Source organism: Peteryoungia ipomoeae, assembly GCF_004912165.1.
Classification (GTDB): Bacteria; Pseudomonadota; Alphaproteobacteria; order Rhizobiales; family Rhizobiaceae; genus Allorhizobium; species Allorhizobium ipomoeae.
Genome location: NZ_STGV01000004.1, coordinates 409,738 through 429,956 on the forward strand (window position 1 = coordinate 409,738; position 20,219 = coordinate 429,956).

23 protein-coding genes and 1 tRNA gene are annotated in these 20,219 nt (G+C 61.2%); 10 read left to right on the forward strand and 14 right to left on the reverse strand.

The window, feature by feature from the left end:
* Window positions 1-8: 8 nt before the first annotated feature.
* Window positions 9-1,193, reverse strand: a complete 1,185-nt coding sequence (dxr, locus tag FAA97_RS14255; RefSeq protein ID WP_136599207.1) for a 1-deoxy-D-xylulose-5-phosphate reductoisomerase — start codon at window positions 1,191-1,193, stop codon at window positions 9-11.
* 110 nt (window positions 1,194-1,303) lie between these two features.
* Between dxr and FAA97_RS14260 the strand changes: the two genes are divergently transcribed.
* Window positions 1,304-3,151 (forward strand): heavy metal translocating P-type ATPase, encoded by a 1,848-nt coding sequence (locus tag FAA97_RS14260; protein WP_136599208.1) that lies wholly within the window; start codon window positions 1,304-1,306, stop codon window positions 3,149-3,151.
* 6 nt (window positions 3,152-3,157) lie between these two features.
* Here the strand turns inward: FAA97_RS14260 and FAA97_RS14265 are convergent, their stop codons facing one another.
* From FAA97_RS14265 to FAA97_RS14275, 3 genes are all read right to left on the reverse strand, one after another.
* On the reverse strand, window positions 3,158-3,901 hold the full coding sequence (locus tag FAA97_RS14265) for a BON domain-containing protein (protein WP_168801003.1): 744 nt from the start codon (window positions 3,899-3,901) through the stop codon (window positions 3,158-3,160).
* Window positions 3,902-4,074: 173 nt separating this feature from the next.
* Window positions 4,075-5,148: a DNA topoisomerase IB gene (locus FAA97_RS14270; RefSeq protein WP_246041472.1), complete on the reverse strand. Its 1,074-nt coding sequence runs from the start codon at window positions 5,146-5,148 to the stop codon at window positions 4,075-4,077.
* Window positions 5,138-5,641, reverse strand: a complete 504-nt coding sequence (locus FAA97_RS14275; protein WP_206110029.1) for an RNA polymerase sigma factor — start codon at window positions 5,639-5,641, stop codon at window positions 5,138-5,140. Before FAA97_RS14275 ends, FAA97_RS14270 begins: the two co-directional genes overlap by 11 nt.
* A gap of 290 nt (window positions 5,642-5,931) precedes the next feature.
* Between FAA97_RS14275 and FAA97_RS14280 the strand changes: the two genes are divergently transcribed.
* A complete protein-coding gene (locus FAA97_RS14280) occupies window positions 5,932-6,147 on the forward strand; it encodes a hypothetical protein (RefSeq protein WP_136599211.1) in 216 nt (71 codons plus the stop codon).
* Window positions 6,148-6,163: 16 nt separating this feature from the next.
* On the opposite strand, the gene FAA97_RS14285 is transcribed toward FAA97_RS14280, so the two are convergent.
* Window positions 6,164-6,397 carry a hypothetical protein gene (locus FAA97_RS14285; protein WP_136599212.1) on the reverse strand — a complete coding sequence of 78 codons (234 nt, stop codon included), beginning with the start codon at window positions 6,395-6,397 and terminating at the stop codon, window positions 6,164-6,166.
* Window positions 6,398-6,717: 320 nt separating this feature from the next.
* Here FAA97_RS14285 and FAA97_RS14290 point away from each other — a divergent pair, with 320 nt between their 5' ends.
* Entirely contained in the window at window positions 6,718-7,050 is a 333-nt protein-coding gene (locus FAA97_RS14290) for a hypothetical protein (protein ID WP_136599213.1), read from the forward strand.
* Between the two features lie 77 nt (window positions 7,051-7,127).
* Here FAA97_RS14290 and FAA97_RS14295 read toward each other — a convergent pair whose 3' ends face one another.
* The 3 genes from FAA97_RS14295 to FAA97_RS14305 all read right to left on the reverse strand — a co-directional run bounded on the left by FAA97_RS14295 (window position 7,128) and on the right by FAA97_RS14305 (window position 8,780).
* Window positions 7,128-7,355, reverse strand: coding sequence for a hypothetical protein (locus tag FAA97_RS14295; protein WP_136599214.1), 228 nt, complete (start codon window positions 7,353-7,355; stop codon window positions 7,128-7,130).
* A 125-nt stretch (window positions 7,356-7,480) separates the two neighbouring features.
* Window positions 7,481-7,557: transfer RNA gene (locus tag FAA97_RS14300), tRNA-Arg, on the reverse strand.
* Window positions 7,558-7,619: 62 nt separating this feature from the next.
* Window positions 7,620-8,780 carry a M20 aminoacylase family protein gene (locus FAA97_RS14305; RefSeq protein WP_136599215.1) on the reverse strand — a complete coding sequence of 387 codons (1,161 nt, stop codon included), beginning with the start codon at window positions 8,778-8,780 and terminating at the stop codon, window positions 7,620-7,622.
* 206 nt (window positions 8,781-8,986) lie between these two features.
* On the opposite strand from FAA97_RS14305, the gene FAA97_RS14310 reads away from it, so the two are divergent.
* Window positions 8,987-10,045, forward strand: coding sequence for a D-alanyl-D-alanine carboxypeptidase family protein (locus FAA97_RS14310; RefSeq protein WP_136599216.1), 1,059 nt, complete (start codon window positions 8,987-8,989; stop codon window positions 10,043-10,045).
* A gap of 8 nt (window positions 10,046-10,053) precedes the next feature.
* Window positions 10,054-11,193, forward strand: a complete 1,140-nt coding sequence (locus FAA97_RS14315; RefSeq protein WP_136599217.1) for a CobW family GTP-binding protein — start codon at window positions 10,054-10,056, stop codon at window positions 11,191-11,193.
* Window positions 11,194-11,198: 5 nt separating this feature from the next.
* On the opposite strand, the gene FAA97_RS14320 is transcribed toward FAA97_RS14315, so the two are convergent.
* The 5 genes from FAA97_RS14320 to FAA97_RS14340 form a co-directional block, all read right to left on the reverse strand.
* The gene (locus tag FAA97_RS14320) at window positions 11,199-11,441 is read right to left on the reverse strand and encodes a sulfurtransferase TusA family protein (protein ID WP_136599218.1); all 243 of its coding nucleotides are present in this window, start codon (window positions 11,439-11,441) and stop codon (window positions 11,199-11,201) included.
* The gene (locus tag FAA97_RS14325; protein ID WP_136599219.1) at window positions 11,438-12,664 is read right to left on the reverse strand and encodes a L,D-transpeptidase family protein; all 1,227 of its coding nucleotides are present in this window, start codon (window positions 12,662-12,664) and stop codon (window positions 11,438-11,440) included. The genes FAA97_RS14320 and FAA97_RS14325 overlap by 4 nt, the downstream gene beginning before the upstream one ends.
* A 171-nt stretch (window positions 12,665-12,835) precedes the next feature.
* Window positions 12,836-13,789 (reverse strand): acetyl-CoA carboxylase carboxyltransferase subunit alpha, encoded by a 954-nt coding sequence (locus FAA97_RS14330; protein WP_136599220.1) that lies wholly within the window; start codon window positions 13,787-13,789, stop codon window positions 12,836-12,838.
* A 62-nt stretch (window positions 13,790-13,851) separates the two neighbouring features.
* On the reverse strand, window positions 13,852-14,793 hold the full coding sequence (gene xerD, locus FAA97_RS14335) for a site-specific tyrosine recombinase XerD (RefSeq protein ID WP_136599221.1): 942 nt from the start codon (window positions 14,791-14,793) through the stop codon (window positions 13,852-13,854).
* A gap of 16 nt (window positions 14,794-14,809) precedes the next feature.
* Complete coding sequence (locus FAA97_RS14340; RefSeq protein ID WP_168801005.1) at window positions 14,810-14,959, reverse strand: hypothetical protein; 150 nt, start codon at window positions 14,957-14,959, stop codon at window positions 14,810-14,812.
* A gap of 146 nt (window positions 14,960-15,105) precedes the next feature.
* On the opposite strand from FAA97_RS14340, the gene FAA97_RS14345 reads away from it, so the two are divergent.
* The 3 genes from FAA97_RS14345 to FAA97_RS14355 are packed head-to-tail and all read left to right on the forward strand — an operon-like array spanning window position 15,106 to window position 18,133.
* Window positions 15,106-15,696, forward strand: coding sequence for a shikimate kinase (locus tag FAA97_RS14345; protein ID WP_136599223.1), 591 nt, complete (start codon window positions 15,106-15,108; stop codon window positions 15,694-15,696).
* Window positions 15,693-16,820 carry a 3-dehydroquinate synthase gene (aroB, locus tag FAA97_RS14350; protein ID WP_136599224.1) on the forward strand — a complete coding sequence of 376 codons (1,128 nt, stop codon included), beginning with the start codon at window positions 15,693-15,695 and terminating at the stop codon, window positions 16,818-16,820. Before FAA97_RS14345 ends, aroB begins: the two co-directional genes overlap by 4 nt.
* Window positions 16,817-18,133 carry an HlyC/CorC family transporter gene (locus FAA97_RS14355; RefSeq protein WP_136599225.1) on the forward strand — a complete coding sequence of 439 codons (1,317 nt, stop codon included), beginning with the start codon at window positions 16,817-16,819 and terminating at the stop codon, window positions 18,131-18,133. Before aroB ends, FAA97_RS14355 begins: the two co-directional genes overlap by 4 nt.
* 21 nt (window positions 18,134-18,154) lie before the next feature.
* Here FAA97_RS14355 and FAA97_RS14360 read toward each other — a convergent pair whose 3' ends face one another.
* The gene (locus FAA97_RS14360; protein ID WP_136599226.1) at window positions 18,155-18,436 is read right to left on the reverse strand and encodes a BolA family protein; all 282 of its coding nucleotides are present in this window, start codon (window positions 18,434-18,436) and stop codon (window positions 18,155-18,157) included.
* Window positions 18,437-18,538: 102 nt separating this feature from the next.
* On the opposite strand from FAA97_RS14360, the gene FAA97_RS14365 reads away from it, so the two are divergent.
* Complete coding sequence (locus FAA97_RS14365; RefSeq protein ID WP_136599227.1) at window positions 18,539-19,165, forward strand: J domain-containing protein; 627 nt, start codon at window positions 18,539-18,541, stop codon at window positions 19,163-19,165.
* Window positions 19,166-19,223: 58 nt separating this feature from the next.
* On the forward strand, window positions 19,224-20,216 hold the full coding sequence (gene cobS, locus FAA97_RS14370; RefSeq protein WP_136599228.1) for a cobaltochelatase subunit CobS: 993 nt from the start codon (window positions 19,224-19,226) through the stop codon (window positions 20,214-20,216).
* The last annotated feature ends 3 nt before the right edge of the window (window positions 20,217-20,219 follow it).

The following is a 20,219-nucleotide window of genomic DNA, read 5'->3' on the forward strand; positions in this document are numbered from 1 at the left end:
TCTGCCCGTCAGCGCTCGCGAGCGGCAATCACATCCGCCGCCTTCAGCCGTGCCTCGCGGTCAACAGTGAAAACCTCATCGATGCTCGCTGGCGCGGAGATGGCCGTCATCTCATCCATCACGGCCTCCACCACGTCGGCCATATCGAGAAAGCGGATTCGTTCCTCAACGAATGCATTAAAGGCGGTTTCTTCGGCGGCGTTGAGGATCGCGCCTTGCGCGCCGCCGCGTTCAAGCGCTGTTCGCGCAAGCCGGATGGCCGGAAAACGGGCCTCATCCGGCGCCTCGAAATCAAGCCGTGCGATCTTGGCAAAGTCCAATCGGTCAACGTTAAGCGCCGGGCGTTTCGGATAGGTCAGCGCATAGCCGATGGCGGTGCGCATGTCCGGCACGCCGAGCTGGGCAATGACGGATCCGTCCGTGTAGCCCACCATCGAATGGACGATCGACTGCGGATGCACGATCACCTCGATCTGGTCCGGCCGGACATCGAAGAGGTGCTTCGCCTCGATCATCTCCAGCGCCTTGTTGAACATCGAGGCGCTGCCGACGGAAATCTTCAACCCCATGGACCAGTTCGGATGGGTGCGGGCGGTCTGCACGGTAACATTCGCCATCTGCTCGCGGCTTTGGCTGCGGAACGGGCCACCGGAGGCCGTCAGGACGATGCGTTCGACCGCGTGACGCTGGTCTGTTTCCAGACATTGGAAGATAGCCGAATGTTCGCTGTCGACCGGGATGAGGCGCCCGCCACCCGCCTTCACCGCATCGACGAACAGGTTGCCTCCGGTCACCAGGCATTCCTTGTTGGCAAGCGCGATATCTGCGCCGCGGGCTGCCGCGCGAAGCGTGGGAGCAAGACCTGCAGTGCCGACGATAGCAGCCATGACCCAGTCGGCATTCAGATCGGCGGCTTCCATCAGGCCGGAAACGCCGGCGGCCACATCGATACCTGTTCCTGCCAGCAAATCCTTCAGCGCCATATACTGGCTTTCGTCGGCCGTCACCGCGAGCTTCGCGCCAAAACGCCTGGCCTGCTCGGCGAGCAGATCGAGATTGCCGTTGCCGGTGAGCGCCATCACGTCGAATTCGTCGCGCCCGCCCAGCTGGTCGATCACGTCAAGCGTGCTGACGCCGATGGATCCGGTCGAGCCGAGAACGGAGAGACGGCGAGGCCGGTCGTGGTCGATCATGCTGCTAATGTCCGGTTGCTTGAGCCTGTGAAGGCTCTACAAGGGAAAGGCAAGACCAGCAAGAGAGGTCAGTTTTGGCCGTTCGACAACATGCGCCCGGGAAGGTGAGGATGCCCAACCCTCTGCAGCCGGCACGCCTGCGTGAGAGCTTGCCGCTCTTGCTCGCAGCGTTTGCCTTCTTCTGTCTTGCCGGCGGCGGGGTCCTCGTCGCCACAGCGCGTCCTGATCTTGCAGCACAGGCATGGTTTGCCAGCGCGGCCGTTGTTCTTGTCGTGCTCGTCATCGATATCGTAAAGGCACTTTTCAAAGGTCGCATGGGTGTCGATGTCATTGCCGCGCTCTCGATCTCAGTCGGGCTGGCGCTTGGCGAAAACCTGGCCGCGGCCATCGTTGCCGTCATGTATGCCGGCGGACAGCTGCTTGAGAGTTTCGCCGAGGGCCGCGCCCGGCGGGACATGACGGCTTTGCTCGGCCGTGTGTCGCGCTCAGCGATGCGCTATCGTGGCGAGACCCTGGAAAGCGTTCCCATAGAGGCCCTCAAGCCGCAAGACCGGATCCTTCTGCGCAAAGGCGAGGTCGTGCCCGTCGATGGGCGTCTCCTTACGAGTTCCGGTGTGCTCGATCTTTCGGCGCTGACGGGCGAATCGATGCCGGTTGCCGTTCGCCTCGGCACTGAGGTCCCGAGCGGTGCAACCGTGCTTGGCGATGCCTTCGAGCTTCTGGTGCTCCGGGAATCCAAGGAAAGTACCTATGCTGGCATCGTTCGCCTTGTCGAGCAGGCGCAGGTCAGTCGTGCGCCGATGGCGCGGCTGGCCGATCGTTATGCGCTTTTCTTTCTGGGGGTCACTTTGCTGATCGCTGGCGGGGCCTGGTGGTGGAGCGGGGAGGCAACCCGTGCGCTTGCCGTGCTAGTGGTTGCCACGCCATGTCCGCTCATTCTCGCGGTTCCTGTTGCCGTCATCGCTGGCATGTCGCGCGCTGCATCGCATGGTGTGCTTGTGAAGACTGCCGGTGCACTTGAAGGGCTTGCCGCAGTAACGATCGTTGTCCTGGACAAGACAGGCACCGTCACCTCGGCCCGCCCCGAGGTGAGCGCCGTGCGGGCCGAGCCAGGATTTACGGTCGAGCAGGTTCTGGGGCTTGCCGCATCGCTCGATCAGGCCTCCGGACACGTGGCGGCCGAGGCTCTGGTGCGAGCCGCGTCTGCGCGCCAACTGCCGCTGACATTGCCGCAGGATGTTGTCGAGGATGCAGGACGCGGATTGTCCGGGCGGGTAGGTGGCCATCTGGTGGTGCTGGGCGGCAGTGGTTATGTGCGGTCAACGCTTGCGGACGGGGAGGGCTTCGCTCGCCTGGAGCTGGATGGCGGAACGGCTGTGGTTGCCGTCGGGATCGACGGACGTCCTGCCGGCCTTATTCTGCTATCTGATCCGATCCGCGAAGATGCGGGTGCTGCGATTGCCGCCTTCCGGGCGGGTGGCGTCAGGCAGATCGTCATGGCGTCAGGCGATCGTACCGATGTTGCCGAAAAGGCCTCCGCAGCCCTTGGCCTCGATGCAGTTGCGGGCGATCTGACCCCGGAGGGCAAGGTTGAACTCATTGGTCGGGAGCGCAAGGCGGGCGTGGTGATGATGGTCGGCGACGGTGTCAACGATGCGCCGGCGCTGGCGCTTGCCGATGTCGGCGTTGCGATCGGGGCTCGCGGGTCTGCCGCCTCCTCCGAAGCGGCCGATGTGGTGCTGCTGGCCGATGATCTGGGCAAACTGCCGCTCGCCTGCAAAATTGCAAGGCGATCACGGGATATCGCCCGCCAAAGCGCTGTTGCCGGGCTCGTCTTGTCGGGAGGGGCTATGGTGCTGGCTGCGTTCGGCTATCTTCAGCCGGTACAGGGCGCGCTCCTGCAGGAGGTGATCGACGTCGCTGTCATCCTCAATGCATTGCGCGCCCTTCGGGGATGAAGGCGGTCAGGCCTGCGTCATCACGCTGCCTTCACCGGAAATCCGGATCCGCAGATTGTTTTGAACGTGTGCCACGCCGCTTACGCGTTCGGCGCTGTCTTCCGCGCGGCGCTTCTCCCAGCGGTCCGTCACCTGGCCGGAGAGCGTGACTTCCGCATCCTTCACCGTTACCTCGATGTCGGAAGCGTCGACAGCGGGATCGTCGGCGAGCCGGTCGTTGACGTCTTCAAGGATGCGGGCATCCGACCGGCGATAGCCGCGTGGTCCTTTTCCGCGATGGCTGTCCATTTCACGGCGTCGTGCGGCCTCGTCATCGCCAAACCAGGATGCGACCTCGTCGGACGCGCGATCCATGAAGCCGCGGTCATTGTCATAGTCCCGGTTTCTGCGGCCATAGTCAGTGCTGGACGATGCTCGGTCAGCCGGATCGAAGCGGCGACCGGTGCCGCGCGCATAACGCCTGTCGTGATCGCCGTAGCCGCGGTCGCTCAGGTCGCCCTCGTAGCCGAGGTCATCCGTCGTCCAGTCCGAGCGCCCCATGCGTGGATAGCGAGAGCCGGTGGTGCCGTAGCCGCCCTCCATGCCAAACTCCCGCTGGCGTTCTCTGTCATAGCGGTCGGCATCGGGGCGATGGTCGTCGTAGCCGCGAACAAATCCGCTGTCTCCGGGGCCATAGTCCCCGGTGGGGCCACGGCGTGCATTGCGGTTTCGACCGTAGTCGCCATCCCAGTTGTCATTGCGATTGACCATTGTTTCCTCCTCTGAGTTGGGGAGGGAAGCGCGAGGCGCTGCCCTCGAGACTAACCCTTGGGCGCATTCGTCGTTCCCGCCAGCCAAGGAAAAAATGGCTGAACCGCCCATCCCGGTCCGGTGTTATGCCGGGGAGGGGCAATTCGGAGGGGAGGCCGCTGATGTCCGTGGCCTTAGGATTCGGTCGGAGGTCTTGCATTGAGGAAGGCCATCAGTCGCTTTTCATCGGCACGCAGAAGGCGCGGCCCGGTGGCGGCGCTTACGACGGGAATGACCCCCTCCAGATCTGTCTGCCTGTCGGCCAGTGTCAGGATCTGCGGATGGATGTAACTGCTGCGGCAGATGGCCGGCGTGTTGTGCAGCGTCTGGGCTGCCCGTTCGCAGAGATCACGAACAGTCGGATGCTCGCCACGGCGTATCGACTGCCAGGCCTGGTCGAAGGCCGCAACACTGCCGCCCCAGGTGCGAAAGGTTTTTGCCGAGACGCGAAAGGCGCAGATCTCTGCGAGATACGCGTTTAAGCGACCGGAATCGATGCGGTGCAATTCGCCTTCGCTGTCGCGCCAGGAAAAGAGGTCGCGCCCTGGCAGATCTGCAATCTCTTCAAGGACCTTCTGCAGACGTGGGTGGCGCAAGGTACGCCGCACGCGTTTGCCACCTTTGGCAACGAAACTCAGCCGCACCCCGTCCTTGTCAAAGGTCAGGTGCCGCTTCTGCAAGGTGGTGGCGCCGTAGGTTCGGTTGTCACGGGCATAGGCCCGGTTGCCGACGCGCATATGCGATATGTCGAGCAGACTGATCAAGGCTGAGAGGAGAAACGGCGCATCCGCCTTCGAGCTTTCGAGATCGCGGGAAATCCGTCGTCGGATTTTCGGCAGCATCTGTCCGAATCCGATGAGATCATCGAATTTCTTTTCACTACGCCAGCGGGCCCAGTCCTCATGATAGCGATATTGCTTGCGGCCCCGCGCATCTATCCCGGTGGCCTGCAAATGGCCTTTGGGATTGCGGTTGATCCAGACCTTTTCATAGGCCGGCGGCAAGGCAAGCTTTTGGATCCGCGCGAGGATGCGTTGATCCTCGATCCGTGTACCATCCGGCAGGTGATAGGAAAATCCCTGCCCGCGACGAATGCGGGAAATGCCGGGCGTACTGTCGGTCGCATAGACGAGACCGATGTCCTCGAGCTCGCTTGTATCGGCGGAGGCAATGTCCGCCGACAAGGAGGGATGGCTGTCATCCAACAACGGCGTCTCCATCATGCTCCTTCAACTCGCGGCGCATGTGATGCCGGGCGCGGTTGAGACGGCTTTTTATGGTACCGACCGCACAATTGCAGATGTGGGCGGCGTCTTCGTATCGTTCTCCCAACACGTCGGTCAAAACCAGTACCTCGCGGTGGTGAAGCGGCAGCTGTGCGAGCGCACGCCACACCGCTTGCCCGCGGCTGCTCCAGCCCATGCCGGCGCTGGCCATGTCGGACTCCGCCCGCCCTTTGCTCTGCCCCTCCTTCTCCCCTCCGTTGTGCGACAAGCCATACATGATGGAGAGCAGCCAGGTGCTCGGCCGCAGCTCGGGCCTGAGCAGGTGCAGCCTGTCAGTCGCCTTGGTGAGGGTCTGCTGGACGAGCTGGTCTGCATCCTCGGTGTCGGCAAAATGCAGGCGGGCGAAAATGCGCAGAGCCGGCACCAGCTCCATGATCCGGGTCTGGTCTGGTATTTCGGCTCTCACTATCGACATAGTCGTCATCCTCCGGTTGCCGGCGCAGATGCTGGATCGTTCTTGCTGCCTGCCCCGCAAACGCCCGCGATTGATGAAGGTTCCGGCTTGGCCGACCTCAGGATTGGTTGCAGCGGGCGGTTGTGCCTCTTCCGTGGCCGCTGCTCTGCGGCACGCGCCATGGGCCTGAAACACGGGCATGGAACATTGATGCCATCAGGTGGTTCTTCTGAAGCTGGACCAAGCGAACGGATGGCCGGTCAGTCTGGCCATTGGAACGTTGAAGAGATCATGTCTTAACGGAGGACAGTATGACGACGACGCCAGTACCCGCTCGGCGCGGCCGTAGAAGCCAGGACGGCGGCTTGGTAACGGAGAGGCTGCATGGGCTGATGGATGACATGCAGGGCGAAAACCTTCCGGGGCACTTGAAGGAGGCTGTCGGCACGTTGGCGGAGGTGATCAAGAGGAAGACGGACGAGTATCGTCCCCAAAGGCGGGATCACACGGCCCAACCCCGCGCTTGAATGGCGAGTGACCCCTTCAACTGAAGCTGCCATCCTGTGGATCGTAAAGCTTGCCACTGGCGAGCAGGGTCAGCTCGAAAAGCTCATCCTCATCGGTCAAGCCATTTTCAAGAAGATAGGTCAGAAAGGCGGTAGCGTTGCGCTTCTGCTGTTTTGCCATGCGAGACGCGATGCGCTCGTCAATTCTGCTGATCATGCGTGCGACGAGATCATCCGCAGCGATCGATTGCCCACTCTTCTCAGATAACATGGCGTTCCCTTCCGCTAGAGGCTTGCCGTACGGGGTGGACTGTCCAGGTGGGCACTCAGGTCGCATGCACTGCTGACCAGCTATCTGACGGTATTGAAGGGCTGGAGGCTCGCGGACCCTGCCGCGATGCGCGCTATCGAAGGCTTCCGACATGCTCAGCCTGGGGCTGGGCTGCGGTAAGCGACCGGATGTTTAAATCGTTTTTACTGTTGTCGCAACCTTCGGTTTTCCTCCCGCAAGGCCTTGTCCACTCTCGGCGGAACCATGGTCCCGATGGCGTGTTACGTCTTCAACGAAGTCGGCACGCACAAGGATACCAAATGACCCATCTGAAGAATGTCGACGGTCAAGGCCAGTTGCTTATTGGTGACCGTCTGTCGCCCATGCCGTATCACGTTGCAATCGAGCGTTTGAATGAGGGCTATCGCGCAAGGATTGAAATCCAGGCGCCGCGCGACTGGTTGCTGCAGCAGGGGTTTCAGTCCCAGGCAACGCTTGTCCTTGCATCGGGTGAAAGGGTTCAGGTCGAGCATGACGGTCCGCTGACCGTCGATAGCAGCATCAGCGTCGTGCTGCGGGCTGCAGTGAAAGACTATGCGGACCGTGACGGGCTGCTCAGAGATTTTCCAGAAGCTGAAGAAGGTCAGAAATGACATTGGCTCGAGCCACGGAAGCGTAGAGATCTCCGCCTCCCGCGGGCGTCATTCACGCCCGCATGTCGGTTCAAATTTTACAGAAAGCTGCCATTGGCAGGATCATAGCGCTTGCCATTTGCGATCTCGGCAAGCTCAACCAAGTCGTCCTCATCGCGGATGCCGCTGTTTACGAGATAGTTTACCAGATCAACGGTGTTTTCGCTTGCATCCGTTGCCGATTGAGGAAGGCCAGAGAGGCGCATCACGGCGCGTTTAACAATTGCGTGGTTGTCAGAGGAAGTTTCGGGGGGTGTAGATGCCATGGCATTCCCTCCGTTTGAGGCCGACGAAAAAAGAGGAAGCACCCGCCGGCGGGGCATAGCTCATTGTGCCGGATACCCCCTCGAACGCAACCCCAGATTCATAGGGGTTACACTTATTCGCAAAATGGTGATCCCGACGCGATTCGAACGCGTGACCCTCAGATTAGGAATCTGATGCTCTATCCTGCTGAGCTACGGGACCACTGCCTTCTCCTTACAAAAGCAGAGCCGCCAAGCCAAGTGTTTTCCGTTGGCAGCCGAAGCTCAAAGGCCCAGTCGCTGTTCGGTGAGGCGGACCCAGTAGGAGATGCCTGTTGCGATGATCTCGTCGTTGAAATCATAGGCCGGGTTGTGGAGGCCGGCGCTGTTGCCGTTGCCGATCATGATGTAGGCGCCGGGACAGGCCTGCAGCATGAAGGAGAAATCTTCACCCGCCATGCTCGGATCGACGTCGGTGTTGACGTTGTCGACGCCGACAACGTCGATTGCTGCGGCCGCCGCATGTTCCGTTTCCCGGGCGTGGTTCACCGTCACCGGGCAGGCCCGCTCATAGACATAATCTGCCTCTGCGCCATTGGCCGCGGCAAGGCCGCGGACGATCTCGCCGATACGGCGTTCAGCGAGATCGCGAACCTCTTCGTCCAACGATCTTACCGTACCAGAAAGGCTCGCTTCATCGGGAATGATGTTGTGGGTGGTGCCGGCGTGAAAGCGGGTGACGGAGACCACGACAGACCGCACCGGGTTCGCATTGCGCGAAGCGATCTGTTGAAGATTTGTGATGATCTGGGCGCCGATGGCAATCGGGTCGACGGTGTTGTGCGGTTCGGCCGCATGGCCGCCGCGACCGCGAAGCGTGATGTGAAACTTGTCGGGGGCTGCCATGATGCCACCCTTGCGGATGGCAAAGCTGCCGGCCCGCATGCCCGGCATATTGTGCATGCCATAGACCTCTTCGATGCCGCAGCGTTCCATCAGGCCGTCGCGGATCATGGCCAGAGCGCCCTGTCCGCCTTCTTCTGCGGGCTGGAAGATCACGGCAACGTTGCCGCGGAAATGGCGGGTCTCGCTCAAGTGTTTGGCCGCGCCCAGCAGCATGGCCATGTGTCCGTCATGGCCGCAGGCATGCATCCTGCCCATCTGGGTCGAGACCCAGGGCTTGCCGGTCAATTCGTCGAGCGGCAGGGCATCCATGTCGGCGCGCAGGCCAATCGTCCTGCCTGGACCCTTGCCTTTGATGATGCCGACCACGCCGGTGCGACCAAGGCCGGTGATGATCTCGTCAACCCCGAATTCTTCCAGCCGCGCCTTGATGAAGGCAGCGGTCTCGTCGACCTCGTAGAGGATCTCCGGATGTGCATGCAGGTGGCGGCGCCATTCCGTTGCTTCTTCCTGGAGTTCGCTGGCGCGGTTCAGCACTGGCATGGTCGAAATTCCCGATTTTTCATTTCAGATCACAGAATTGTCGTCGGCAAAATGATGCCGTTTCAATTGACGTAGTCGAACGGCTTTGCCATTGCTTCGTTCATAGGGCAATGCCGCTCCGATTGCGAGCCACCAGCCAGACAAAGGACAGAGCAGTGTTCACGAAGCCATTTCGTTTGAGTTCCGCCCGTTGCGGTGTTCGGACCATGACAGTCGTTGCATGCTTGGCGACAATAGCGATGCCGATCGCTGCATCCGCCAATCCCTCGCTTGTTGTCGATGTCGGCAGCGGTCGCGTGATTTCGCACGAGGATGCCTTCCGCAAGTGGTATCCCGCCTCGCTGACCAAGCTGATGACGGCTTACACGACCTTCCGGGCGATCCGCGCAGGCCAACTCTCCCTCGACAGCGTCGTGGTCATGAGCAAGCACGCGGCAGACCAGCCGGCGAGCAAGATGTATTTCAAGCCGGGGTCGCAGCTGACGCTGGATAGCGCTCTCAAGCTTTTGATCGTCAAATCGGCCAATGACGTTGCGGTCGCCATCGGCGAAACCGTCAGCGGCAACGAGCCGGCCTTTGTCGAGCGCATGAATGCGGAAGCCGCACGGCTTGGCATGCGCTCCAGCCGCTTCGTCAATCCCAATGGATTGCCCGGCAAGGGGCAATATACCTCTGCCCGGGACATGGCCTTGCTGGCCGTGGCCATTCGGCGCGAGTTCCCGGAATATGCCAGCTACTTCTCGCTGGAAGGCGTCACAACCGGCAAGAAGGACTATCCCAACTTCAATCTCCTGGTCGGACGCTTTCCCGGCGCTGATGGCATGAAGACGGGATATATCTGTGCTTCGGGTTTCAACCAGGTCTCGTCCGCCACCCGCAACGGCCGCACCGTCGTCTCGGTGGTGCTGGGCGCCGACAGTCTTGGCGGTCGCGCGGATCAATCCGCCGAACTTTTGCAGGTCGGACTGACGACCTCCAAGGCGGGGCCTACGCTCGACAGCCTGCAGCCTTACGGTGAGGGCCGCGATCAGGTCACCGACATCAGCGCCGAGATCTGCAATCCCAAGGCGCGCCAGGTGCGCAGCGAAGGACGTGACGAGGCAGGCCGGATGAAGCTCAATTCGCCGTATATTCAAGAAATGGGGCATCCGCCGCGGATGGTCTATGCCGGCCTGATCCCCGGCACCGAGCCTCCAGAGCCGGTGAAGGTGGGCAAGGGCGAAATCGCCAATGTCCCGATCCCGCGCCCGCGTCCTACATTCTGAGTTCTGACATGGCATCTTCGCGCATCCCGGTCTCGATCCTCACCGGCTTTCTCGGGGCAGGCAAATCCACCCTGCTGAACCGTCTGCTGAAAGACCCGGCCATGCGGGATGCGGCTGTCATCATCAATGAATTCGGCGAAGTCGGTATCGACCATCTGCTCGTCGAAACCTCCAATGATGCCGTGCTTGAACTCGCCGATGGATGCCTGTGCTGCACGGTGCGCGGTGAGTTGGTGGATACGCTTGCCGAACTGGTCGATGGCATGCAAACGGGTCGCATCAAGCCTTTGTCGCGCGTCGTCATCGAAACCACGGGTCTTGCCGATCCGGCCCCGGTCATGCAGTCGGTCATGGGGCATCCGGCGATCGCCCAGCATTTCGAACTGGAGGGTGTGATAACACTGGTCGATGTCGTCCATGGTCTTGCCACCATCGATGCGCATCCGGAGGCCTATCGGCAGGTCGCTGTCGCCGACCGGCTCGTGCTGACGAAAAAGACGCTGGCCAAGGACGATGCCATCGCGCTGCTTGTCGAGCGGCTGCGGGCCATCAACCCACATGCTGCTGTCACCGATGGTGATGCACCGGAAGCGGGGAATGCGGGTCTCCTGGTCAACGGGCTTTACGACCCCTCCACCAAAATCGCCGATGTGGATCGCTGGCTGCATGCCGACGCGCATCAGGACCACGACCATCACGACCATGGCCATGATGGGCATCATGGGCATGGGCACCACCACCACCATCATCATCACGATGTAAACCGGCATGGTGCCTCGATCCGGTCGTTCTCGATCGTGCATGATACGCCCATCGAACCGTCAGCCATTGCCATGTTCGTGGATCTCCTCCGCTCGACCCATGGCGAAAAGCTGCTGCGGATGAAGGCGGTCATTGCAACCACTGACGCCCCGGATCGGCCGCTTGTCCTGCATGGTGTGCAGTCGATCTTTCATCCGCCAATGCGATTGCCGTCCTGGCCGGAGGGGTCTGATCGCAAGACCCGTCTGGTGCTGATCACGCAGGGCCTCGATGAAGCCTATGTGCGCGAGCTCTTCGATGCCTTTTCCGGCAAGGTGATGATCGATCGTGCGGATCGGCAGGCGATGACGGAAAACCCGCTCGCTGTTCCAGGCTTCAGGTTCTGAGACACTCAGACAGGGCTATTGCCCTTGCGGATCAGGAAGCGATGGCCACTGTCCTCGGCTTCCTGTGCGATGAGGTCATGACCGTCTTCGCGGCAGAAATGCGGAATATCGATCACCGCCAGCGGATCGCTTGTCGTCACGGAGAGAAGGGCTCCCGGGCCCAATTCGGCGAGCTTCCGGCGTGTCTTGAGCACGGGCAGGGGGCACTTCAACCCCTTGAGGTCATAGTGCTCCGGCGCACCGCTCATTGGGCCGACCAGAGCCTCCACAGGGATCTCTTCGGTGCGGGTTCCGCTGTCGCTTCCGCCACAGGGGGAGCCAGAGGATTGGGCTGCGGGATCGGGATACCGGCTGCAACCTGGCCGGCACTTGCCGCTTGCGGCTGGGCCGAGGCTGACCCGCTTTCGGCTTCTGCCATCTGGTTGATGGCGGCCGCTCCATTGGCCGGGGCCTGGGTCTGGCCAGCCGCCTCATCTTCCTTCAGGAAGCGTCCGGCCTTCAGCGCAGAGCCGGTCGGTGCGAAGGCCAGATCATGCGCGCGGGACTTGCGCAGGTTGGCAACCAGCGCCTTGCGCTCGGCTTCCGTCGGATCCTGCCAGATCTTGCCGTCGAACTTCTTCAGCGCTTTCGCGTAGGCCTCGTCATAGGCCTTGTTGTAGCCGGCCAGTGCCGTTTCAAGCGCCGGCGGGGTTGTCGTCGCCGGGCAGGTGGCCTGCGGATTGAAGCTGCTTCCCTCGGCTGCGATCTGGTTGAACACGTAGTTCTTGCCGCAGACATTCACGTCCGGTGGCCGTTTGGTCACTTCGAAGTGGTCGTAGCCGACCTTGAGCGTCTTCCAGAATTCATAATTCGGGTTGTGGCGATGGCGGGCCATGTTCTCCGCCGTCATTCGGAACGGGAAGGCCTGCAGCTGGATCGCCTGCTGGCCGCCCTTGAAGGCGTCGCGCGCAAAGGCGTAGATCTCCATGATCTGCTGGTCGGTCATCGAGTAGCAGCCCGATGACGAGCAAGCGCCGTGGATCATCAGATGCGAGCCATTGCGGCCGTTCGCGCGGTCGAACTGGTTCGGAAAGCCGGTATTGATCGCCAGGAAATACTGCGAATTCGGGTTGAGGTGATAGGGCGTCAGCGGATAGAAGCCTTCCGGCGCCTGCCTGTCGCCTTCCTTCACCTTCGGACCGAGGCGGCCCGACCAGGCGCAGATATCGTATTCCACCACCTTGTCGAAGCGATTGTTGGTCTTGGCCTTCCAGACCTCAAGCTTGCCCTCTTCCTTGAAGATCCTGAGCATGATCGGCGCATTGCGCTCCATGCCTTTCTTGCTGATCTCGGCCAGAAGCCGCGACGGCAGCGGCTGCTCCACCTTGTTCGACACGCGCGGGGTGTCATACGCCGCGCTTTCCAGCGTGTCGTTGCAGCCGGCAAGGGCTGCGGCGAAAATCAGAAGCAAAGCTGTCGATGTTACGCGCATGCGAAAACGCTCTTTCCAGTCACTTGAACAGGGCGGCTCGAAATGGGCCACTCCTCTGCCAGTCTAGGGCTGCTTTCTTCACAAATTATAAACCAACGGGCCTGCAACAGGCTCCAACTGCCTTATGCCGTCATTTCGGCAAAAGATAAAGTGACGGTCCGTCGCCAGAGGTCACAGGTCCCGACCGATGGCAAGGAATTTTTCGCGACGGTCGCTGCGCAGCTTGTCGCCGGGAAGTGGCATCAGTTCCGCCAGCGCTGCCCCGATCACCCGACCGGTCTCATCGATCACCTTCTGCGGTGCACGATGGGCGCCGCCAACGGGCTCGGGGATGATGGCATCGATGATGCCGAGACCCTTCAGATCCTCGGAGGTGATCTTCATGTTGGTCGCCGCTTCCTTGGCGCGGGTCGAATCCCGCCACAGGATCGAGGCAGCACCTTCCGGCGAGATAACCGAATAGATCGCATGTTCCAGCATGTAGACGCGGTTGCCGGTGGCAATCGCAATCGCGCCGCCCGAGCCACCTTCGCCGATGACGACGGAGATCATCGGCACCTTGAGCGACAGGCACATTTCGGTGGAGCGGGCAATCGCTTCCGCCTGTCCACGCTCCTCGGCACCCACGCCCGGATAGGCGCCGGCGGTGTCGATCAGCGAGATCACCGGCAGGCCGAAACGGTCGGCCATTTCCATGACGCGGATCGCCTTGCGATAGCCTTCAGGCCGCGGGCTGCCGAAATTGTGCTTGATGCGCGACTTGGTGTCATTGCCCTTTTCCTGGCCGATCACAGCGACGGGGATGCCGTTAAAACGGGCGAGGCCGGATTGGATGGCGGCGTCTTCCGCAAACTTGCGGTCGCCGGCAAGCGGCGTGAAGTCGGTGAACAGGCTTGCGGCGTAGTCGACGAAGTGCGGGCGCTGCGGGTGGCGCGCGACCTGCGTCTTCTGCCAGGCGTTGAGCTTGGAATAGATGTCGGCCATGGCGGCATCGACGCGGCTTTCCAGCTGCGCGATCTCTTCCGAGGTGTCGATGCTCTGATCCTCTTCGGCCAGCTTCTTCAGTTCCCGGATCTTGGCTTCCAGGTCAGAAATTGGCTTTTCGAAGTCGAGATAGTTTTGCATGAACTCAGTTCCGATCGGTTGATCCCAGGCTTTTCCGGCTGCTGGAACCGGCTTTGCCGGTCCTAATCAAGGTTTTTGGCCTGTTTTGCAAGAGGGTGATGCGTTTGGACCAGCTGCTGCAGCCGCTCGTCCAGGACATGCGTGTAGATTTGCGTGGTGGAAATGTCGCTGTGGCCGAGCAGTTCCTGCACGGCGCGCAGGTCGGCACCATTGCCGAGCAGATGCGTGGCAAAGGCGTGGCGGATGACATGCGGAGAAATGGCCGGGGCGGAGATCCCGGCGCGCACCGCCAGATCTTTCAGCTCCCGGGCAAAGACCTGACGCGCCAGGTGCCCTTCCTTGCTGCGGGCGGGAAAGAGATGCGGATTCTCGGCATTGGCCGGATCTTCGCCGCGTACAGCTCCCCAGCGTGCCAGGGCTTCGATCGCCGTGCGCGACAGCGGCACCAGCCGTTCCTTGTTGCCCTTGCCGCGGATCACCAGAAAGCGGCCTTCCTGGTTGAGGATCTTGACGGGGAGAGCCACCAGTTCGCTCACCCGCATGCCGGTCGCATAGAGAAGTTCGACGAGTGCCAGCCGGCGAATGCGCTGGTCGCGGTCTGGGCCGTCTGCCTCGGCTTCCTGCTCCGCGAGCGTCAGGAGCCGGTCGACATCTTCGGTCGTCAGCACCTTTGGCAGGGACTTTGCCTTCTTCGGCGCGTCCAGGATGGCGGTCGGGTCGTCGGTGCGAAGCCCCTCGGCGTAGAGAAACTTGTAGAACTGCCGCATGGCAGACAGCCGCCGCGCCTGCGATGTGGCCATGAAGCCGCGTCGCGCCAGATCCTTCAGATAGGCTGTGAGATCGGTTTGGCCCGCCTCGGTCAGGCGAATGCCACGTCCGGACAGGAAGTCATAGAGATCGTCCAGATCGCGCTCATAGGAGGAAAGCGTATTGGCTGCGGCACCGCGCTCGGCGCTGAGCATTTCCAGAAAGGCTTCCACTCGGGCGCGGCTCAGATCCGACACGGTTTGGCTGGCTCCCTCATTCCACCGGGTTGATGCGTTCAGAGGGAATGCGAATGGTGACGTCGCGTTCCCTTGGCTCAACAAAGGTGGCGACCGACCAGAGGGCGGCGTAGGCAATGCCGACAAGGGTCGCGCAGATGAACAGGAAGCGAAACAGGGTAGGCATGGCGATCCTTGCGTCTCGGGCTTCCCCTAGATGGGAACCCGCCATATCGGTATTCAATAGGTTGCTCCACCCTTTGGTGGGCCCCAATGGCTTGACGGTCGCCGCCTATTTGTCAATACCGTGAAGAAACAGTTTCGAACAGGCCAATGACGGATACGATCCTCAATCTTGAACCCAGTCTGGGGGAGCGCGCCCGGTCAGCCCTTGGCCGCCGGAACCTGGTGCTTGTGGGGTTGATGGGGGCGGGCAAGTCCGCCATCGGTCGGCTCGTCGCCCAGCACCTGGGTCTTCCCTTCATCGACACCGATACCGAGATCGAGCGTGTTTCGCGCATGTCGATAGCAGAGCTTTTTGCAGCTTATGGCGAAGAGGAGTTCCGTGCGCTGGAAACTCGCGTCATCAAGCGTCTGCTGCGCTCTGGACCCCGCGTCATTTCCACCGGCGGCGGCGCTTTCATCAATGACCGGACCCGCGCCCAGATCCAGCGCGGCGGTGTGTCAGTCTGGCTCAAGGCCGATCTGGACGTGCTCTGGGAGCGGGTCAACAAGCGTGATCATCGCCCGCTTCTCAAAACCGAAAACCCCAAGCAGACCTTGAAGGACCTCATGGATCGGCGCTATCCGATCTATGAGGAGGCCGATATCACCGTGCTGTCGCGCGATGTCCGCAAGGATGTCATAACGGGCGAAGTGCTGTCGGCCATCCTGGAGCATTGCGGCAAGGACAAGAGCGCATGAGCATGAACGAGACGAGCGAGCGGCTGGTGCATGTGGCACTCGGCGAGAGAGCCTATGACATTCTAATCGGACCGGGCCTTCTCGGTCGCGCGGGCGGTGAGATCTCGACCCGCATCAAGGGACGCCGCGCTGCGATCGTCACGGATGAAAACGTCGCGCCGCTCTATCTCGATGCATTGATGGATACGCTGCAGACCGACGGTATCGAAGCCGTCTCCGTCACGCTGCCGGCCGGCGAGAAAACCAAAAGCTTCGATTATCTCACCAAGGTCTGCGATGTGCTTCTCGAAGCCCGTATCGAGCGCAACGATACCGTGATTGCGCTGGGTGGCGGCGTCATCGGCGATCTCACCGGCTTTGCCGCCGGCATCGTCCGGCGCGGCGTGCGTTTCGTCCAGATCCCCACGTCACTCCTGTCTCAGGTCGATAGTTCTGTCGGCGGCAAGACCGGCATCAATGCCCGCCAGGGCAAGAACCTTGTCGGCATTTTCAACCAGCCGGACCTGGTGCTCGCCGATACCAGTGTGCTCGATACGCTTTCGGAGCGCGAGTTCCGCGCCGGTTACGCGGAAGTTGCGAAGTACGGACTGATCGACAAGCCTGATTTCTTCGTGTGGCTGGAGAAAAACTGGCGCGAGGTTTTTGCCGGTGGCGCTGCCCGTATCGAAGCGATTGCCGTCTCCTGCGAGGCCAAGGCCGAGGTGGTGATTGCCGACGAGCGTGAAAACGGCAGGCGGGCCCTGCTCAATCTCGGCCACACCTTCGGCCACGCGCTGGAAGCGGCCACGCAGTATGACAGTAGCCGTCTGGTGCATGGCGAAGGGGTCGCGATCGGAATGGCCATGGCGCATCGCTTCTCCGCCCGCATGAACCTTGCAAGCCCCGATCTGGCCGCGCGTGTCGAAGCGCATCTTTCCGAAGTCGGTCTTCCGACCCATATGCGTCAGATACCGGGTGAGGTTCCCTCGACGGATGTGCTGATGGATGCGATTGCCCAGGACAAGAAGGTCAAGGGCGGCAAGCTCACCTTCATTTTGACCCGTGGGCTCGGCCAGTCCTTCGTCGCCGATGATGTGCCGGCCTCCGAGGTCTATCGTTTCATTGAGGAAACCCGCACAGCATGATGGACACTTTCATCGCCAACCTGTCGGAAAACTGGCTGACGATCCTGATCATCTTTCTGCTGATCTGCATGTCGGCCTTTTTCTCCGGGTCGGAAACCGCGCTGACGGCGACGTCGAGGGCGCGTATGCATTCGCTCGAATCCGCCGGGGATGATCGCGCCGGTATCGTCAACAGCCTCATCGAGCGCCGCGACAGGCTGATTGGCGCCCTTCTGATCGGCAACAATCTCGTCAATATTTTGGCGTCATCGCTGACCACGAGCCTGTTTCTGGCGCTGCTCGGCGATTCGGGCGTGGCCATCGCGACGCTTTTGATGACAGTGCTTCTCGTCATCTTCTCGGAGGTCATGCCGAAAAGCTGGGCGATCTCGGCGCCAGAACGTTTTGCGCTGGTCGTTGCCCCGCTCGTGCGGCCTTTCGTTGCCGTGGTCGGTCCATTGTCCAGCGTCGTCAACTGGATTGTCCGCAAGCTTCTGGGCATGTTCGGCGTGTCTATCTCCGGCGAAGCGTCGATGTTGTCCGCGCATGAAGAGTTGCGTGGCACAGTGGCGCTCCTGCACCGTGAGGGTGCCGTGGTGAAGGCCGATCGTGACCGTCTCGGCGGCGTGCTCGATCTCGGTGAGCTGGAAGTCTCGGACGTCATGATCCACCGCACAGCCATGCGCGCGGTCAATGCCGACGATCCGCCGGAAACGGTGATCCGCAATATTCTGGAGAGCCCCTATACACGCATGCCCGTCTGGCGGGGCACGACCGACAACATCATCGGTGTGGTCCATGCAAAGGATCTGATCCGTGCGCTTGCCGAGCCTGAGGTCGAGCCGCGCGATGTCGATATCGGCAAGGTGGCGCAAAAGCCATGGTTCGTGCCCGATACCACCAATCTCAAGGATCAGCTCAACGCCTTTCTGCGCCGCAAGTCGCATTTCGCCGTCGTCGTCGACGAGTATGGCGAGGTGCAAGGGGTGGTTACGCTTGAGGACATTCTGGAAGAGATCGTCGGCGATATTTCCGACGAGCACGATCTGGAAATGCAGGGTGTCCGGCAGGATAGCGACGGTTCGATCGTGGTCGATGGCGGTGTGCCGATCCGCGACCTCAACCGCGCGCTGGACTGGCAGCTGCCGGACGAAGAGGCAACCACGATTGCCGGTCTCGTGATCCACGAATCGAAATCGATCCCGGAAGAGCGTCAGGCGTTTACCTTCTACGGCAAGCGTTTCATCGTCCTTCGCCGCGAGAAAAACCGCATCACCAAGCTCAGAATCCGGCCGATCGAGCAGGCAGAGGTCAGCCCGCCGCCCGTGGCCTGAGGCGCGCGAGGCGGATCCTGGTCACCAGCGGACTGGCTCTCCAGGCGCTGCGGTTTCGATCGCCAGTGCATGCAGTCCGGCGTCCAGTTCGGCTTTGAGAAGATCGTTGACCGCCCTGTGGCGGGCAAGCCGCGTCATGCCGGAAAAGTGTTCGGAGACGATGCGGACCCGCATGTGGGTTTCGCCTTCACCGGTGATATCCGGCTGATGGCCAGCATGGTGATGGCTCTCGTTGATCACCGCGAGACGCTCGGGCTGAAAGGCGTCCCTGAGCTTGGTTTCGATGCTGTCGCGGATGGACATGAGGGCCTCCTGCCTGCTGCTTCGCAAAACGGCCCACAAAGCGCGCAGAAAACCGGTTTGTCAATTCTTGTCCGGGCAGCCATAGCGCCCCATAATTAGCGCATGAAACTCGACTCGAAATATTTCGATGGCATCCGCACCAAGCGCAAGCGTGCGGCAGAACCGGAGCCATCCAATCCAACATGTCAGTGGGACGGGTGCGATCGACCAGGTGTCCATCGCGCACCGGTCGGGCGGCATGCCGAAGGCCAGTTCTTCCTGTTCTGCTTCGAGCACGTGAAGGATTACAACAAGGGCTACAACTATTTTTCCGGCCTCTCCGATACCGAGATCGCCCGCTACCAGAAGGAGGCGATCACTGGTCATCGTCCCACATGGACGGTAGGGGTCAACAAGTCGGCCAAGGCAAGCCCGCTGCACTCGACCATGCGTTCCGGATCGGCGGCCTCGCAGGCCCGCCTCAAAGATCCGTTCGGCTTCGTCCAGCAGGGGCGGGCTGGCGGCACACGCTACAAGGCGGCAGACAGGAAGCTGAAGACGCTTGAAGCAAAAGCGCTCGATACTCTTGGTTTGACCGTCAGTTCTACGGCCGAGGACATCAAGACGCGCTACAAGGAGCTTGTAAAAAAACACCATCCGGATGCAAATGGCGGAGACAGAGCTTCGGAGGAGCGTTTTCGCGCTGTTATCGAGGCCTACAAATTGTTAAAGCAGGCCGGTTTCTGTTAATCCGAACACACTGCAGCGACGCATGCGGCCGGACGATATCGCCTGGCGGGGAGACACGATGAGCAAAATTGAACTCGATATTACCAACCTGCCCGATACGACTGTTTCGGTTCGTGAGGTCTTCGGCATCGACTCGGATATCCGGGTGCCGGCCTATTCGCAGGGCGACGCCTATGTCCCGGATCTCGATCCCGATTATCTCTTTGACCGCGAGACGACGCTCGCCATTCTCGCCGGTTTTGCCCATAACCGCCGCGTCATGGTCTCGGGCTTTCACGGCACGGGCAAATCGACCCATATCGAGCAGGTCGCAGCGCGCCTCAACTGGCCTTGCGTGCGTGTCAACCTCGACAGCCATGTCAGCCGTATTGACCTCGTCGGCAAGGACGCAATCGTTCTGAAGGACGGCAAGCAGATCACTGAATTTAAGGACGGCATCCTGCCCTGGGCCTACCAGCACAATGTCGCGCTCGTCTTCGACGAATATGATGCCGGCCGTCCGGATGTCATGTTTGTCATCCAGCGCGTTCTGGAAAGCTCCGGCCGCCTGACGCTTCTCGACCAGAGCCGCGTCATCCGTCCTCACCCCGCCTTCCGCCTGTTTGCCACCGCCAACACGGTCGGCCTCGGCGACACCACCGGCCTCTATCACGGCACGCAGCAGATCAACCAGGCGCAGATGGACCGCTGGTCGATCGTCACCACGCTCAACTATCTGCCGCACGACAAGGAAGTCGATATCGTGGCCGCCAAGGTGAAGAGCTTCGGTTCAACCACCGAAGGCCGCGACATGGTATCGCGCATGGTTCGTCTCGCGGACCTTACCCGTGCAGCCTTCATCAACGGCGACCTGTCGACCGTGATGAGCCCGCGCACCGTCATCACCTGGGCGGAAAATGCCGAGATCTTCGCCGATGTCGCCTTCGCCTTCCGCGTTACCTTCCTCAACAAGTGTGACGAACTGGAGCGCACGCTGGTTGCCGAACAGTACCAGCGCGCCTTTGGCGTCGAGCTGAAGGAAAGTGCCGCCAACATCGTACTCGGCGCATAAGGA

Excerpts from the sequence above, each read along its gene's own strand:
- dxr (WP_136599207.1), bottom strand. The coding sequence starts at position 1,193 with ATGATCGACCACGACCGGCCTCGCCGTCTCTCCGTTCTCGGCTCGACC.
- FAA97_RS14260 (WP_136599208.1), top strand. The coding sequence starts at position 1,304 with ATGCCCAACCCTCTGCAGCCGGCACGCCTGCGTGAGAGCTTGCCGCTC.
- FAA97_RS14265 (WP_168801003.1), bottom strand. The coding sequence starts at position 3,901 with ATGGTCAATCGCAATGACAACTGGGATGGCGACTACGGTCGAAACCGC.
- FAA97_RS14275 (WP_206110029.1), bottom strand. The coding sequence starts at position 5,641 with ATGTCGATAGTGAGAGCCGAAATACCAGACCAGACCCGGATCATGGAG.
- FAA97_RS14280 (WP_136599211.1), top strand. The coding sequence starts at position 5,932 with ATGACGACGACGCCAGTACCCGCTCGGCGCGGCCGTAGAAGCCAGGAC.
- FAA97_RS14285 (WP_136599212.1), bottom strand. The coding sequence starts at position 6,397 with ATGTTATCTGAGAAGAGTGGGCAATCGATCGCTGCGGATGATCTCGTC.
- FAA97_RS14290 (WP_136599213.1), top strand. The coding sequence starts at position 6,718 with ATGACCCATCTGAAGAATGTCGACGGTCAAGGCCAGTTGCTTATTGGT.
- FAA97_RS14295 (WP_136599214.1), bottom strand. The coding sequence starts at position 7,355 with ATGGCATCTACACCCCCCGAAACTTCCTCTGACAACCACGCAATTGTT.
- FAA97_RS14305 (WP_136599215.1), bottom strand. The coding sequence starts at position 8,780 with ATGCCAGTGCTGAACCGCGCCAGCGAACTCCAGGAAGAAGCAACGGAA.
- FAA97_RS14310 (WP_136599216.1), top strand. The coding sequence starts at position 8,987 with ATGACAGTCGTTGCATGCTTGGCGACAATAGCGATGCCGATCGCTGCA.
- FAA97_RS14315 (WP_136599217.1), top strand. The coding sequence starts at position 10,054 with ATGGCATCTTCGCGCATCCCGGTCTCGATCCTCACCGGCTTTCTCGGG.
- FAA97_RS14320 (WP_136599218.1), bottom strand. The coding sequence starts at position 11,441 with ATGAGCGGTGCGCCGGAGCACTATGACCTCAAGGGGTTGAAGTGCCCC.
- FAA97_RS14325 (WP_136599219.1), bottom strand. The coding sequence starts at position 12,664 with ATGCGCGTAACATCGACAGCTTTGCTTCTGATTTTCGCCGCAGCCCTT.
- FAA97_RS14330 (WP_136599220.1), bottom strand. The coding sequence starts at position 13,789 with ATGCAAAACTATCTCGACTTCGAAAAGCCAATTTCTGACCTGGAAGCC.
- FAA97_RS14340 (WP_168801005.1), bottom strand. The coding sequence starts at position 14,959 with ATGCCTACCCTGTTTCGCTTCCTGTTCATCTGCGCGACCCTTGTCGGC.
- FAA97_RS14345 (WP_136599223.1), top strand. The coding sequence starts at position 15,106 with ATGACGGATACGATCCTCAATCTTGAACCCAGTCTGGGGGAGCGCGCC.
- aroB (WP_136599224.1), top strand. The coding sequence starts at position 15,693 with ATGAGCATGAACGAGACGAGCGAGCGGCTGGTGCATGTGGCACTCGGC.
- FAA97_RS14355 (WP_136599225.1), top strand. The coding sequence starts at position 16,817 with ATGATGGACACTTTCATCGCCAACCTGTCGGAAAACTGGCTGACGATC.
- FAA97_RS14360 (WP_136599226.1), bottom strand. The coding sequence starts at position 18,436 with ATGTCCATCCGCGACAGCATCGAAACCAAGCTCAGGGACGCCTTTCAG.
- FAA97_RS14365 (WP_136599227.1), top strand. The coding sequence starts at position 18,539 with ATGAAACTCGACTCGAAATATTTCGATGGCATCCGCACCAAGCGCAAG.
- cobS (WP_136599228.1), top strand. The coding sequence starts at position 19,224 with ATGAGCAAAATTGAACTCGATATTACCAACCTGCCCGATACGACTGTT.